Origin of the sequence: Bremerella sp. TYQ1 (assembly GCF_020150455.1) — a bacterium.
GTDB lineage: Bacteria > Planctomycetota > Planctomycetia > Pirellulales > Pirellulaceae > Bremerella > Bremerella volcania_A.
This window is the reverse complement of record NZ_CP083740.1, coordinates 2,656,291-2,671,075: the sequence shown is the minus strand read 5'-3', so window position 1 is coordinate 2,671,075 and position 14,785 is coordinate 2,656,291. Positions and strand designations below refer to the sequence as shown.

Annotated in this window: 11 protein-coding genes; 8 read left to right on the top strand and 3 right to left on the bottom strand. The window is 54.0% G+C overall.

Going from position 1 to position 14,785, the window contains the following annotated elements:
- Window positions 1-26 precede the first annotated feature (26 nt).
- Window positions 27-1,427, bottom strand: coding sequence for a hypothetical protein (locus LA756_RS10355; protein WP_224439802.1), 1,401 nt, complete (start codon window positions 1,425-1,427; stop codon window positions 27-29).
- Window positions 1,428-1,927: 500 nt separating this feature from the next.
- Between LA756_RS10355 and polA the strand changes: the two genes are divergently transcribed.
- The 7 genes from polA (at window position 1,928) to LA756_RS10320 (ending at window position 10,376) form a co-directional block, all read left to right on the top strand.
- Window positions 1,928-4,783, top strand: coding sequence for a DNA polymerase I (gene polA / locus LA756_RS10350; protein WP_224439801.1), 2,856 nt, complete (start codon window positions 1,928-1,930; stop codon window positions 4,781-4,783).
- Window positions 4,784-4,887: 104 nt separating this feature from the next.
- Entirely contained in the window at window positions 4,888-5,508 is a 621-nt protein-coding gene (gene coaE, locus LA756_RS10345; protein WP_224439800.1) for a dephospho-CoA kinase, read from the top strand.
- A 762-nt stretch (window positions 5,509-6,270) separates the two neighbouring features.
- On the top strand, window positions 6,271-7,530 hold the full coding sequence (gene rho / locus LA756_RS10340; RefSeq protein ID WP_369123651.1) for a transcription termination factor Rho: 1,260 nt from the start codon (window positions 6,271-6,273) through the stop codon (window positions 7,528-7,530).
- 215 nt (window positions 7,531-7,745) lie between these two features.
- Complete coding sequence (ribH, locus tag LA756_RS10335; protein ID WP_224439799.1) at window positions 7,746-8,228, top strand: 6,7-dimethyl-8-ribityllumazine synthase; 483 nt, start codon at window positions 7,746-7,748, stop codon at window positions 8,226-8,228.
- A gap of 105 nt (window positions 8,229-8,333) precedes the next feature.
- Window positions 8,334-8,759, top strand: coding sequence for a transcription antitermination factor NusB (gene nusB, locus LA756_RS10330; protein WP_224439798.1), 426 nt, complete (start codon window positions 8,334-8,336; stop codon window positions 8,757-8,759).
- Between the two features lie 107 nt (window positions 8,760-8,866).
- Window positions 8,867-9,859 (top strand): signal recognition particle-docking protein FtsY, encoded by a 993-nt coding sequence (gene ftsY, locus LA756_RS10325; protein WP_224439797.1) that lies wholly within the window; start codon window positions 8,867-8,869, stop codon window positions 9,857-9,859.
- Between the two features lie 193 nt (window positions 9,860-10,052).
- The gene (locus LA756_RS10320; protein ID WP_224439796.1) at window positions 10,053-10,376 is read left to right on the top strand and encodes a calmodulin-binding protein; all 324 of its coding nucleotides are present in this window, start codon (window positions 10,053-10,055) and stop codon (window positions 10,374-10,376) included.
- Between the two features lie 145 nt (window positions 10,377-10,521).
- Here the strand turns inward: LA756_RS10320 and LA756_RS10315 are convergent, their stop codons facing one another.
- Together LA756_RS10315 and LA756_RS10310 are read right to left on the bottom strand one after the other, a co-directional pair.
- Window positions 10,522-11,418 carry a mechanosensitive ion channel family protein gene (locus LA756_RS10315; protein WP_224439795.1) on the bottom strand — a complete coding sequence of 299 codons (897 nt, stop codon included), beginning with the start codon at window positions 11,416-11,418 and terminating at the stop codon, window positions 10,522-10,524.
- A 159-nt stretch (window positions 11,419-11,577) separates the two neighbouring features.
- The gene (locus LA756_RS10310) at window positions 11,578-13,149 is read right to left on the bottom strand and encodes a sialate O-acetylesterase (protein WP_224439794.1); all 1,572 of its coding nucleotides are present in this window, start codon (window positions 13,147-13,149) and stop codon (window positions 11,578-11,580) included.
- A 200-nt stretch (window positions 13,150-13,349) separates the two neighbouring features.
- On the opposite strand from LA756_RS10310, the gene nhaA reads away from it, so the two are divergent.
- Window positions 13,350-14,702 (top strand): Na+/H+ antiporter NhaA, encoded by a 1,353-nt coding sequence (gene nhaA / locus LA756_RS10305; RefSeq protein WP_224439793.1) that lies wholly within the window; start codon window positions 13,350-13,352, stop codon window positions 14,700-14,702.
- Window positions 14,703-14,785: the final 83 nt, after the last annotated feature.

Below are 14,785 nucleotides of genomic sequence, written 5' to 3'. Positions count from 1 at the left end.
CCAGCCATCGGTGGATCGGCAACCGCTTAGAAAGCACTGTTGCCGGACGGACGTCGCTTCTGGAAGCCTGCTTTTTCCTTTTCGGCTTGAGCTTCAAGCTCTTCCAGCTTCGAGGCAGCGTTCAAGCGAACCAGTTCTTCCGCACCGACATAGCCAGCCCAGTCGATGAACTGGTCGACACGAATCGGCTGAATACCATTGGCCCGGGCCGCTTCGTTCATCTGCGAGTAAGCAGCGAGGCCACCTTCGGAGGTCTTTTCCGTTGGACGTTCGCCCAAGATCAAGTAGCGAATATCTGGAGTCAGAGCACCCTTGATCGAGCCAGTTTCGTCGACGTAAGCAGCCACCTGACCGCCAGCCGTTTCGATCAGCTGACGCAGGTCTTCGGTGTCGTCTTTGTCGTCGCCGTCGATGTCGATGAAACCGACGATAGCGAACTTCTCAGGACGACCAGGGGTCCAGATCGGGGTGAAGATGGTATCGCCAGGCATCACAGGATTGGTGCTGTCGAAGTTGGTGATACGAGCTTCGGCCTGATGACCGTCGTGAATCTTGGTAACTTCGATCGAAGCTTTCGCTTGAGCGTCCGCGAGGTTTTCCTGGCCGACAGGATAAACGCTGAACGTCATTTGTGGGCGAAGCATGTCTTGCGAACCGAGGTTAATCCAGACGGTTTTTTCACGCTGGTTCGACCAAACCACTTTACCGTCAGGACGATCGGTGATCTTCGGTTGAAGGTCTTGGGTGACTTTCTTCAGGCCTTCGACGAGCTTCTGCAGGTCATCGTTGTCCTTTTCCATCACCTTCTTTTCTTGGGTGAACTGGGCGGTGACCTTAGCCACTTGACCTTCGATGGCTTGCTTCGAGGCGAGGACTTTCTTCTGGTCATCCTGCAGCGATTGGCGAGCCGATTGGTATTCTGCGGTCAGCTTACGCAAATTGGCGTCGGCAGCGTCTTTTTCGGCTTTGGCCTTGGCGACGGCCGAATCGGCGGTGGAACGGATCGAATCGCGTTCGGCTTGCAAAGCTGTGATTTGCTCGCGTGCCGAGGAAAGCTGCTGTTCGAGAGTCGAGTACTTGTTGCGAAGCTCAACAGGGATCTTGCGATAGTTCAAAGCTTGAACGTCGGCTGGCGTGCCATTTTCATCCGCGACAAACGCGGCTACGTCGCTGGTGAACTGGGTTTCGATCTCGTCCATGGCCGTTTCTTCGGTGTGCCCGATGATGACCTTCAAACGGTTCAAATCCCCTTGGATCTGACGCAGTTGCGACGAGTATTGCTGCGATTGCGACTTGGCTTCGTCGGCTTCCGTTTGGGCTTTCAGGTTCGCGTTATAAAACACGCCTGTCGTGATCCCCAAACCGACGACCATCATGACCATAAGGATCACGGCGATTTGAAGACCTTGGTTATCACGGGCTGCCATGAGCGGAATTCTCCTGAGGGCGACAAGGAAAGGGAGCCGGTTCGCGGAAGTACGGTCTCCCCAGTTTGCCTAAATTAGTCAAAGCTAGGGCAAATGCCAATCCTGCCACTGGTAGGGATCACGGATTCTTGCGATGACGAAAGCCCCGCCAGAGCTTCGTGTTAAGGATTAGTGAACCGAGGAGCGGCTTGGCGATTGGGATGAGTGTGTGGCTGGTCAAAGCTTTGCCAGCACGATAAGTGTACACGGGGAATGCACGAAAGTCAATGAAATGACATTTTCGTAAGTCGTTGTATGACAAAGGATTTATGCGATTGATGCCCCTTGGCAACACGTTTATTTTTGGCAACGTAGCTTCAGGGAGTTCTGGTGAAATATCGCATTTCGGCGAAAATGGGGCATTCCGCATTGCTTCTTGTTCGTAACTCGTTACTGCACAATAATCTACGTGCAGAAGCCTACGCTCAAAACGCCCTCGGCACTACCTTTACCTGATTGGCATGATGAAAAATCGCACCCGGCAAACGTCGCTAAGTTTCGACACGAATGAGGCGAAGGAAATTTCGGAAAAAACGCCGAGCCCTGCTCCTGCCAAGCAGCCGGCTGGCGATCCAACCGATTTGCGGGACAAAGATGTCTGGATTGTCGACTCCCACTCGCTGATCTTTCAGGTCTTTCATGCCATTCCTCCAATGACCGGTCCGGCTGGACAGCCGGTGGCAGCCATTTACGGCTTTGCCCGAGACATGGTCTTTCTGCTGGAAAAGAAGAAGCCTGACTATTTGATCTGTGCGTTTGATCTTTCAGGGCCGACGTTTCGCAACGAGTTGTACGACCAATACAAAGCCAATCGCGAAGAGATGCCGCAAGAGCTGCCTTCCCAGATCGAAGGCATTCGCCGCTTGCTCGAGGCGATGACCATTCCGGTCTTAGCTTCTGAAGGATTTGAAGCGGACGATGTCCTTGCCGCGGCCGCGAAAGTGGTGGAAGAGAAGGGGGGCCGCTGCACGCTGGTCACCACCGACAAGGACTGCCGTCAGCTGATCACTGACAACGTTCGGCTTTACAACGTCCGTAAAGATGCGTTCTACACGGCCGAGTCGCTGATGAATGACTGGGGCGTGCGTCCGGAACAGGTCGTCGACTTTCAAGCGATGGTTGGGGACTCGGTCGACAACGTCCCCGGCATTCCCTTGATCGGTCCGAAGATCGCCAAGGATTTGCTCGGTCAATTTGAAACCTTGGAAGGCGTGCTCGATAACGTCGACAAGATCTCCGGCAAAAAGCGGAAAGAGAACATCACCAACGGCCGCGAACTGGCAATGATCAGCAAAGAACTCGTTCGCTTGCGAGATGATGTTCCGTTGGAATGGGACTGGGCCAAGTATGTTGTGACGCCAGTCGACGGCGAGGCGTGCGAAGCACTGTGCGACGAGTTTGGTTTCCGAACGCTTTCCAAGCAGCTGCAAAGTCTCGCCACGGAAACCGCGGATGGAAGTGGCGAAAGTGCGCTCGAAGCATTTGAACTCGACTATCAATCGGTTACGACCATCGATCAGCTGAAAGAACTGGTCAACGTTCTCTCGAAAGAGATGCGAATCTCGATCGATACCGAGACAACCCATACCAGTCCCCGTTGGGCCGACTTGGTGGGGATCTCCGTTTGCTGGAAACCTGGCACTGCGCGGTATATTCCGATCCAGTCTCCTGAGGACGATCCCAGCTTGCCGTTGGAAGAAACGATCGAGATTCTTCGCCCCGTTTTGGAAGATGCCAACATCAAGAAGGTGGGGCAGAATCTGAAGTACGACGAGATCGTCTTCCGTGGCGTCGGTGTCGAATTGGCGGGTGTCGACTTCGATACGATGATTGCCCATTACCTGTTAGAGGCTGGAGCACGCTCTCACGGATTAGACGAACTGGCGCGACGTTATCTTCAGCACGAAACCGTCAAAATCAGCGAACTGATCGGCACCGGTAAGAAACAGATCTTGATGAGCGAAGTGCCGCTCGAAAAGGTTTCGTACTACGCGTGCGAAGATGCCGACATTCCGTTTCGACTATATGAAATCTTAGGGGATCGGCTTGCGGAAGAAGGGTTGGAAAACCTGTTTGACGATGTCGAAGTGCCGCTGATCGATGTCTTAGTCGAGATGGAATTCAACGGCATTCGTGTCGATACGCAGCGGCTGAAAGGGCTCAGCGATACGTACGGCGAGCGACTCGATTCGCTGGAGAAAGAGATCTACGAGATCGCCGAGCAACCGTTCAACATTGCATCGCCTAAACAATTGGCCGAGATCTTGTTCGAGAAGCGAGGGCTCCCTGTCATCAAGAAGACAAAGACGGGGGCATCGACCGATGCGGAGGTGCTTGAGCAGCTGGCCAAGCAAGATCCATTGCCGCAAAAGATTATCGACTATCGACAATACGCCAAGTTGAAGAACACCTACATCGATGCGTTGCCGAACATGATCTGTCCTAAGACCGATCTCGTACACACGTCGTTCAATCAAGTGGTGGCGGCAACAGGGCGGCTTAGCTCGAACGAGCCGAACTTGCAGAACATTCCGATTCGGACCCAGGAAGGGAAGGAAATTCGTTCGGCGTTCAAAGCAAGTCGTGAAGATTGGGTCTTAGTGTGTGCCGACTATTCGCAGATCGAACTGCGCGTGCTGGCACATTACTCGAAAGATACAGCGCTCCGCGAAGCGTATCACAACAATCAAGACATCCATGCCAAAGTTGCCTCAGAGGTGTATGGCATTCCGCTCGATGAAGTCACGTCGAACGAACGTCGTAGCGCCAAAGCGATTAACTTTGGAATCGTTTACGGACAAAGCGCATTCGGGCTGGCGAAGAGTTTGGATATCGAGAAGGACGAAGCGTTTGGTTTCATTGATGCTTACTTCCGCAAATATCCCGGCGTCGACGACTTCATGGAAAACACCTTGCAGCAATGCTTCAAAGATGGATCGGTGAAAACGATTCTGGGACGCCGCCGTAAGATTGACGGCGTTCGTTCCCCTCAGAAGCGAGACCGAATGGCGCGGCAGTTGTTGATGCCGGAACGGACCGCAGTGAACTCAGTCATCCAGGGTTCCGCTGCTGACATTATCAAGCTGGCCATGATTCGCGTGCACAAAGCGCTGAGTGAATCGGATCTGCAAGCGAAGCTATTGCTGCAGATCCACGATGAATTGGTCTTCGAAGCACCCCCAGAAGAAGTGCCAGCGTTGGTAAAACTCATGCTGCCTGAGATGACTGACGCCGTGCAGTTGGACGTTCCGTTGGTGGTCGATGTCGAGTCTGGCATGAACTGGGCCGAGTGCGAACCGGTCTCGTTGGAAGACTGATCAGAAGTGTCCACCAAAGGGGACAGGCCCCTTTGAAAAAAGCCAAAGCTTGGCTCGTTTTTAACTTCCAGGTAACCCTTAGAAATTGCCAGGCTGGTACCGCGATGAAGACGATCGGAATCCTGGGTGGAATCGCTTCTGGAAAGAGCGCCGCAACGAAGGCCTTGGAAGCCTTAGGAGCGATTGTCTTCGACGCCGACAAAGCGGGGCATCGCGTTCTGGAAATGCCAGACGCGAAGGAAGCGATCCGAACGAGATTTTCGTCTTCCGTATTCGACGAGCAAGGGAATGTTGTCAGACCGAAGCTCGCCCAACTCGTTTTCGGTGATTCCCAAGAGCACCGAGCGGCGCTCGCCGATCTCGAAAAGATATCGCATCCCCGCATCGGGCAGCAGTTGGAACAAGCGATTGCTGCGGCCCAAAAGTCGGGGGCTGCGGCGTTCGTGGTCGATGCTCCGGTGATGATCAAAGCCGGATGGATAAGCCATTGTGATTATGTTCTTTACATCGACTCGTCTCGAGAAAATCGTCTTGCGAGGGCACTTGCGCGAAACTGGACGGAAAATGAGTTTGACATTCGCGAGGCCGCGCAGGAAAAATTAGAGGTCAAACGTCAGCTCGCCGATGTAACCATCGAGAACGACGACGACTTATCCCAGCTGCAAGCAGCGATTGAAGCCTTTTGGAATCGGCACATCGCTCCTCCCGCCAGGGCGTCGCGGTAATCCGCGAGAACTTCCCTAAACATTTTCCTTATCGTATCAATATCGAGACATCCGACGTCGCAGAATTTAGTGGCGATGAAACCCACCTTAAGACAAAGGTGGGGGCCGAGAACTTGCCTGCGTCTTAAGCTGCCCGAATTATCGTTACCCCTTTAATTGACAACCATTTACGAAGACTCGGATTCCTTCGAATATCGCCTCGCGAACATTCGAGCCTTTTGCTACAACGAAAGAGTCTCCTCCTCATTCCTGGAACAGCCGGCGTCCCTGATGACGCCTTCATCCCCATAAATGAACCGCCTCGATAGGTTGCCGGTCTGCATAGTTAGTTAAGGGGCATTCCCTTTCCGGAACTCTGGCCAGGATACTTCTCTTGGAGAACATTCTCCTATGGCACACAGAAACACTACGACAAATCGAAATAGCAATAACAGTTCGAATTCGAAATCGAATAACAAACTAACGTCCCGGGTCTCGAAGGACGCCAGTTCGTTTGGTGCCGGTATTTTGCCGGAATCGGGCGATGCGACCTCAGACCAAGTCGATCATCCCATGCCCAACTCGCCCCAATCTTCTGATTCTTCCTCGAACCATTCATCGGATGGTCATCGTTCGTCGCGCGGATCGAACAACCGCCGCTCGAACAATCATTACGACGACGGACCCGAGCCGATGTCGCTCGCCGAGCAGATCGCTCGCGGCAAGCATCGCGGAGAACAGCAAGAGGACGACGAGCAGTTCGAGCAACTCAAGCAAGGCGAAGTGCACATCGCTGAGCTCCAGAAGATGTCGATGCAAGAGCTTATCGAAGAAGCTCGCAAGGAGAACCTCGAGGACGTTACCGGTTCGCGCCGCCAGGACTTGATCTTCCGCCTTCTCAAAGAACGCGTGAAGATGTCGGGCCTGATGTATGGCGAGGGAACGCTAGAGATCTTACCGGATGGTTTCGGCTTTCTGCGTAGCCCTGACTACCACTATCTGTCGTGCCCAGACGATATTTACGTCTCGCCAAGCCAGATCCGTCGCTTCGGCTTGAAGACCGGCAATATTGTGACCGGTCAGATTCGCCCACCCAAGGAAAACGAACGCTACTTCGCACTGCTGCGAGTGGAAGCGGTCAACTATCAAGATCCAAACGTCGCCGCGCAGAAGGTCTTCTTCGACGATCTGACGCCGCTGCATCCGGACGATCGGATCCGAATGGAAACGACTCCGGACGAAGTGAGTGGTCGCATCATCGACTTGATCGTGCCGATCGGCTTCGGTCAGCGTGGTCTGATTGTCAGCCCGCCACGTGCGGGGAAGACGATCATGATGCAGAACATGGCCAAGGCCGTTCTGACGAATTATCCCGACGCTTACTGCATTATGCTGCTGATCGACGAGCGTCCGGAAGAAGTTACCGACATGGAACGCCAAGTGAAGGGACCGAACTGTGAAGTGATCAGTTCGACCTTCGACGAGCCGCCATCCCGTCACGTTCAAGTCGCCGAAATGGTGATTGAAAAGGCGAAACGGATGGTCGAGTTTGGCACCGATGTGGTGATCTTCCTCGACTCGATCACGCGCCTGGCACGTGCTTGGAACAGCGAATGCCCACCTTCCGGCAAGCTGCTATCCGGTGGTCTGGACGCTAACGCGCTGCAGCGACCGAAGCGATTCCTCGGTTCGGCTCGTAAAGTCGAAGAAGGGGGCTCACTAACGATCATCGCGACGGCGTTGGTCGACACCGGCAGCCGTATGGACGACGTCATCTTTGAAGAATTCAAAGGGACAGGGAACCAGGAAATCGTACTCGACCGCCGTATGGTCGATCGACGAATCTGGCCTGCCATCGACATCAATGCCAGCGGTACGCGTCGCGAAGAAATGCTGATGGATCCGGAAGAGTATCGCCGCGTGTGCATCTTGCGTCGCGTGATAAATGAAATGAACGCTCCGGACGCGATGGAATTCCTGCTCGGTCACATGAGCAAGAACAAAACCAACGCCGAATTCCTGATGAGCATGAATGTGCAGTAGCTCGCGCACGATGCATGCTTATTTCTGACAATGGCGGCTTCCTCTCTTATTGGTAGCGAGAGGGAGTTGGGGGGATAGTTTTCAGTGTTCAGTGTTCAGTTCTCAGTGGCGAGAAGACGGTAAGCTTCTCGCCTCAAGATGACTTCACTGGTCGAAGAGTTCTTTCTTCCTCTTGCTGAAAACTGAACACTGTAAACTGAACACCAATCCAAATCATGCCCAACATCTTTACTGGTACCGATTACCGTCCCACTGGCGTCCGTGTCGCGATTGTCGTTTCGACTTACAATCATTCGATTACGGACAAACTGCTCACCGGCTCGTTGCAAACGCTCGAGAGCCGCGGTATTTCCGATGCCGACATCGACGTTGCCAAAGTGCCTGGGGCGTGGGAGATCCCGCTCGCTGCCGCCGCTTTGGCTCGTAGCGGAAAGTATGCCGCGGTGATTTGTCTGGGATGCGTGATTCGTGGTGAAACGACCCACGACGTCCACATTAACACCCAAGTCAGCCAAACACTTGGCAACCTGGCTTTGGAGTGCCAGATTCCTGTCGCTTTCGGGGTGCTGACATGCAACACCGTCGAGCAAGCGATCAGTCGATCTGGCGGTGCTGTCGGTAATAAAGGTGTCGAGGCAGCCGAAGCAGCCCTGGAAATGATGGGACTTCTGCGAAATCTGCCCGACGCGAAACCATGAGCTTCGCTTGCTCGCTATAATTCAACAGATCTGGTCGACACCGCTCTGATGCACGTTTTTCAGTCGGCCGGATGATATTCGAGACGAGGCATTCTTCAGGTTCCCATGGCAAGACGCAGTCGAGCGCGCGAAGTAGTTCTGCAAATCCTTTACCAAGAGGATCTTAACCCCGATGCGGACCCCCGCTTGGCGGATCAGTTTCTGCGTGCGCGATTGAAGTACGACGACAATTTGATCGACTTTGGCCGCTACTTGTTGGTCGGAACCCGCGAGCATCGCGGTAAGATCGATATGCAGTTAGAGCGTTTCGCCGACAACTGGAGCCTTCGCCGAATGGCAGCAACAGATCGTAACCTGCTGCGGCTAGGGGCTTTCGAGATTATCTACTCCGATACGCCGGCCCGTGTTGCGATCAACGAAGCGGTCGAACTGGCCAAACGTTTCGGCGGCAAGCACAGCCCGCAGTTCGTCAACGGTCTTCTCGATCGCATTCTCAAAAGCATTCAGGCCGAAGGCAACACCCCGTCCTAGGGTGTGCCGTCTGGGCCACGGAAGACATTCTCAGCCGATTCGGCTACATTGGTGATCGACCAATGGTACTATCACCCCACCCAAGGGATGAGGATTGAATCGTAGCGATGGGTATTTTCGGATTCGGTAAGAAAAAAGAAGACGCGGAAGCCACCTCACAGGAAGCGACCGAAGCCAGCGAGCCTGGATTTTTCGGTCGTCTGGGCCAAGGGCTCGAGAAGACTCGTCGGCTGCTCAATACCGATATCCGCGATCTCTTCAAAGCCGAAGGTCGTTTGGTTGACGAAGAACTGCTCGACGAAATCTTCGCCGTGCTGATCCGTACCGATATGGGGGCTGCCCCGGCCAATCAAATTAAGGACCGAATCGCTCGCGATTTCCGCGGCCGCGTTGTCCATACCGAGGAAATCCTGAAGAACATTCAGGAAGAACTCGCGAGCCTGATGCAGCAGGATAAAGAACCAATTCGGATGGCTGCCGAAGGCCCAACAGTTATTTTGGTAGTCGGCGTCAACGGGGCCGGTAAGACCACTTCGATTGCCAAGCTGACGCGTTGGTTTATTGATCAGGGCAACTCGGTTGTGCTAGGTGCCGGCGACACTTTCCGAGCCGCAGCGACCGAGCAGCTTTCGATTTGGGCCGAACGTCTCGGGGCGACGATCGTTAAAGGAGAGCAGGGGAGCGACCCTGCCAGCGTCGCGTTTCGAGCCGTCGACGAAGGAATTAATTCCGGTGCGGACGTCGTGATCATCGATACGGCCGGTCGTCTGCAAACGCAGAAGAACCTGATGACCGAACTGGAAAAAATGCGGCGGGTGATCGGCAAGAAGATCGAAGCAGCCCCGCACGAAGTCTTCCTCGTGCTCGATGCGACGGCAGGACAGAACGGTATCAGCCAGGCCAAGGGGTTCTCGGAAGCGGCTCAGTGTACCGGAATCGTGCTTACCAAGCTTGATGGTACCGCCAAGGGTGGTGTCGTTGTGCCGATTCGCAAAGAGTTCCAGTTGCCCGTCAAGTTCATCGGCGTCGGCGAGAAGCCGGAAGATCTGACGCGGTTCGATCCAGAAACTTTCTGTAACGCCCTCTTTGCTAGCAAATAACGTCTGCGGTGTGAGCGTAGACGCATTGTTCTCCCTAATTTGATCGTGGTACCGGTTCTGCGGGATTTTCGTTTAATTCCTGCTTGAGGGCGCGCCGATGCTTAGTGTGCGGCATGTCTCCGTGTCCGTGGGAAGCGTGGGTGATTGGCCGCGACTTCCAGTGAACAACTACTGAGTATTAGGGGGATCATCGATGTTTCGACGCATCGTGTTTGGTCTGATCATTGCCGCTTCGATGTCGGTTTCATTCTCCAGCGCCGAAGCTGGTGATCAAGCTTTCAGCCGCGTATGGGGCGGAACCTACGGCAGCTACGACTGGGAACGGTTCTACCACTATCCCTACGTTTATTACCCCCAGAACTTCCAGGGGGCGGAATACTATCGCAGCCGCGAAAGCTTGTACTATCGCTATCCGACCGAAATGCGAATTCCGGTTTACAACGAACAGTGGCAAAACCCGTATCCAAACGGTCGGCTTTATCACTCCGGGCACCACTTCCTGCTCGACGTGTTTTAGATCGCTCGTTTGAAGTTTTCTGAGTTCCCAAAGCGGACTCGCAGTCTCTGTGACGAAAACTTCAAGCGACAAAATCGCTCACGACTAAAAGCGAGAGTCTGCCCGCACAGGCTCTCGCTTTTTGCTGCGCCATCAGGCAGCTTGGTTAAGCCGACTGCTTTTCGGTAGTCTGATATAAGTGGACGTCGCGTTGCGGAAACGGAATGTTGAATCCTCGTTCGTCCATGCCCAGCTTGATGGCTTCGATCGTATCGCAGCGTGTGGCCCACCAGTCTGGTGTCATGACCCAGCCGCGAACTTTAAAGATGATCGCACTGTCGCCCAGCTCAAAGACACGCACTTCCACGGCGGGGTCTTTCAAGATGCGATCGTCTGCTTCTAGCGTTTCGATCAAAAACTGCTTCACCGCACGAATATCGTCGCCATAGCCACAGCCAATTTCTAGGTCGACCATCCGCGTGGCATGTCCCGTGAAGTTTGTAATGATGTCTCCAGTGATCTCGCCATTGGGAATGATCACGCGTTTGTTGTCGATCGTCCGCATGACCGTATGGAAGATGTGTACCTCCTGCACAATCCCAGTCGCTCCGCCCACTTCCACGAAGTCGCCGACGCCGAACGGGCGAAACAAGATCAGCATGATTCCCGAGGCAAAGTTGGACAGCGAGCTTTGCAGCGCCAAGCCGATCGCCAAGCCAGCCGCACCGACGACGGCCGCCAGCGACGTAGTGTTGATGCCAAGTTGGTTCAGCGCCGCAATCACCACCAGGCCAACGACCAGGGCATAGGCAATGTTTGATAGGAAGCCGGATAGCGTGTTGTCGATACGACTTCGCTGAAGGGCTCGATTGAAGAGACTGCGGAAAACGCGAGCCGCGACCCAGCCAAGAAATAGAACGGCAATCGCGGCAATAACATTGGTGATCCAAATGGGACCTTGTTCGATGAGGAACTTGGAGGCCTCGTTGTAGAACTCGGATAAACGAGTGATCGCATCTTGCGGGGCTTCATCGTCTGGGGCGGCTTGGGCAAAGAGGAGCATCGCTGGTTTCTCCACAGTAAGAAGTTTGTAGATCGAAGGAATTGACCACGATTATCAGCAACCGTCGTGCCTGGCCAAGAGCAATCACCCGACGAAAAAAGGCCGCCTTCCCGAAGGAAAGCGGCCTTTCGTGTTATCGTTTGACGAAGAAGGCGAAGCTTACTTCGCGTTTTTCGTGACACCATCCCATTCATCCGTGCGGAACGGAGTGGCTGGCAGGCCTTGTTGGTTCTGCAGGTTCGCTACCGGGTTGTCGCCCCAGGCATAACGTACCGCAACAGGCTCTTTTACTTCTGGGCTCGAGACACGAACCTGATTGCCGCCGACGATCGAAGCCTTCGCGTGCACGAACTTCTTGTCTTCTCCGGCGATGGTGAAGCCTTGCAGAGCTTTCGTGTCGAACGAGTCGAGTTGGCTGCCGAACGTATCGAATTCCAAGGCAATCGCGTCCTTGTCGACTTTCATCGATTTGTAACGCGGGCTCTGAGCGACAATGTCGTAGCCATACTCGTTCGCCAACGCCAGGCGAGCCAGTCGTTTGGCGACGTCTTGCTTGTTCTTGGGGTGAATGTCTTCCGCTTCGCCTAAGTCGATGATTACGGCCTGGCCGGTGTTGGGAAGCTTGTCGAGCGTCATCGTTTGTGCTTCACGCAGTTCGGCCCAAGCACTGTCGCCAGGCTGGTCGCGTTCTTGCAGGAAGTCCGCTAGTTGAACCCAGTAGAACGGGATGTCTCCCTGGCCCCATTTGTCACGCCAATTCTGAATCATCAGCGGGAACAAGTCGCGGTATTGATAGGCGCGACCGGCGTTCGATTCACCCTGGTACCAAATGATGCCGCGAACGCTGTAACCGATGATGGGATTCAGCACGCCGTTGTACAAGTTGGCTGGACGATGCTGGCCGGTCAAAGGATTACGCGGAGCACGTGGCTGTCCGCCAGGTTGAGGCTTGCCGTCTGCTTTGGCTTTAGCCGCTTTTTCTTTCCATGCGGCCAGGTTTTCTTTGTATTGAGCAACTGCTTTTTCATGATCGTAGGTTGCTTCGGTCTTTTCCCAGCGAGCCAAAAGTTCGTCGAACTTACCGCTGCTTTTCAACAAGTCGCGTTCGACCCAAGCTTCTGCCGAAGAACCACCCCAGGCATTGTCAATCAGGCCAACGGGCACGTTCAACGTTTGATGCAATTGACGACCGAAGAAGTAACCGACCGCGGAGAAACCGCCGACGCTATCTGGCGTGCACAGGTGCCATTCCCCTTTGAAGTCGTCTTGCGGCTCTTGAACGCCAACTTGAGGAACGGTGATCAGGCGAATCTGTGGGAAGTTGGCGGTCAATTTTTCCAAGTCAGGATCGTTGGCGGCATCGACTGGCCACTGCATGTTCGATTGGCCGCTGCAAACCCAAACTTCACCAACGAGAACGTCTTTGATGATCTTTTCCGAGTCGCCGCTTCGCACGGTCACTTGATGAGGACCACCGGCAGGCAGCGGTTTGAGTTCTGCTTTCCACTTGCCGTTGTCGTTGGCAGTGACAGTTGTCTTTTGATCGCCCAGTCCGACGGTAACTTCCGATCCTTTGTCTGCGCTACCCCAAATGAAGATGGGCATGTCGCGTTGCAGAACCATGTGATCGGTAAAGAGAGCCGGTAATTTGACTTCGGCTTGAAGCGAACCGACCATCGCCACGGTCAGCAAAGTGGCCAGCATGCCACTGTTAATCCATCGTGAATTCATGAAGTGTCTCCAGGGAGGTGTTGGAATAGGAACTCCGGCAAGACCGCTCACTATAGCATAGCGATACACGAGAAACAGCCAGTTGTTTTGCCTTGCGTAGTTTCATAGGTTTCGGGTGTTCTTCCTTCGAAAACTGAGTGCTACCGACCAGCGAGGACTCTCACGTGGATGATAATGCGCAGGATCAAGAATATTACTTGATGTGGAAGACCAGGGGCCCGATCAAGCGATTGATCTCGCCGCTGGAAGGTCTCATCTCCGATGCCGCTTGGGGCGGATTGCTGCTGATGATCTGCACCGCAATTGCGTTGTATCTGGCCAACAGTTCCTGGGCCCATGCATATCACGAAATCCTCAACGCGCCTGTCGATGTTGGACTGGGGAACTCGCACTTGATTCTCGATGTGCATCATTTCATCAACGATGCCCTGATGGCGATCTTCTTTTTCGTAGTCGGGCTCGAGATTAAACGTGAAGTGCTCGTCGGTGAGTTGTCGCATGTGCGTGAAGCAACGCTTCCTGCAGTGGCTGCATTAGGCGGCATGGTGGTGCCAGCCGGATTGTTTCTGGCATTGAACTGGGACGCCGAAGGTCGCGAAGGGTGGGGCATTCCGATGGCCACCGACATTGCTTTCAGCTTGGGAATTCTCTCCCTGCTTGGAAAGCGTGTGCCATTATCGGCGAAAGTCTTCCTAACGGCGTTTGCGATTGTCGACGACATCGGCGCATCGCTGGTCATTGCGTTCTTCTATACCGAATCGATCTCGTGGACGATGTTGGGGGCGGCTGGCGTTTTCTTTGCATTGCTGGCCCTTTGCAACTTTTCCGGCATTCGTCGATCGTCGCCGTACGTATTCCTGTCGATCTTTTTATGGTTTTGTTTTTTAAAGTCAGGCGTCCATCCCACCATCGCAGGCATTCTTGCCGCGCTGACTATTCCCGCGAAGCCTCGACTCGGTTCAGACGAGTTCCTCATGTCGACGCGGATGCTGCTCGATCGGATTGAAAAAAAGCAAGACGAAGAAGCGAACGTGTTGAAAAACAAAGAGAATCATTCGCTCATCACCGATGTCGAAATGGCCAGCCGGTTAACTCAGACGCCGATCAAACGCTTCGAGAACGCGCTGCATCATTGGATTACGTTCTTTATTATGCCGGTCTTTGCGTTGGCGAATGCTGGAATCACGCTCGATGGCGATGTCTTCTCGAAGCTGGGGCATCATGTGACCATTGGCGTGATGCTGGGGCTGCTGGTTGGGAAGCAACTTGGCGTGACCCTGTTTGCGTGGTGCGCGGTAAAGCTTGGTTGGGCCAAACTACCACGCAATGTCTCGTGGGGCATGCTTTACGGATTGGCATGGCTCGGAGGGATTGGATTTACGATGTCGCTATTCATTACGAACTTGGCTTACGGACGCGATTCGGTCAGTCGCGACGACGCCAAGTTGGGCATTCTGGTTGCCTCGGCCGTCGCAGGCATCGGTGGATGCATCGTCGTTTCGCTTTTCCTGCCCAAGAAAGTGGAGGAGGAAAGCGAAATCGTCACGGAATAAGGGGGATTTGGGGCATGTATCATGGCATCCAAGGGATGGACATTGCACAGAAACTCAACTATTCTGAATTCCGTTAGCACCCT

What these genes read in the sequence shown, in the direction of transcription:
- LA756_RS10355 (WP_224439802.1), bottom strand. Translation starts at nt 1,427, where the DNA reads ATGGCAGCCCGTGATAACCAAGGTCTTCAAATCGCCGTGATCCTTATG.
- polA (WP_224439801.1), top strand. Translation starts at nt 1,928, where the DNA reads ATGATGAAAAATCGCACCCGGCAAACGTCGCTAAGTTTCGACACGAAT.
- coaE (WP_224439800.1), top strand. Translation starts at nt 4,888, where the DNA reads ATGAAGACGATCGGAATCCTGGGTGGAATCGCTTCTGGAAAGAGCGCC.
- ribH (WP_224439799.1), top strand. Translation starts at nt 7,746, where the DNA reads ATGCCCAACATCTTTACTGGTACCGATTACCGTCCCACTGGCGTCCGT.
- nusB (WP_224439798.1), top strand. Translation starts at nt 8,334, where the DNA reads ATGGCAAGACGCAGTCGAGCGCGCGAAGTAGTTCTGCAAATCCTTTAC.
- ftsY (WP_224439797.1), top strand. Translation starts at nt 8,867, where the DNA reads ATGGGTATTTTCGGATTCGGTAAGAAAAAAGAAGACGCGGAAGCCACC.
- LA756_RS10320 (WP_224439796.1), top strand. Translation starts at nt 10,053, where the DNA reads ATGTTTCGACGCATCGTGTTTGGTCTGATCATTGCCGCTTCGATGTCG.
- LA756_RS10315 (WP_224439795.1), bottom strand. Translation starts at nt 11,418, where the DNA reads ATGCTCCTCTTTGCCCAAGCCGCCCCAGACGATGAAGCCCCGCAAGAT.
- LA756_RS10310 (WP_224439794.1), bottom strand. Translation starts at nt 13,149, where the DNA reads ATGAATTCACGATGGATTAACAGTGGCATGCTGGCCACTTTGCTGACC.
- nhaA (WP_224439793.1), top strand. Translation starts at nt 13,350, where the DNA reads ATGTGGAAGACCAGGGGCCCGATCAAGCGATTGATCTCGCCGCTGGAA.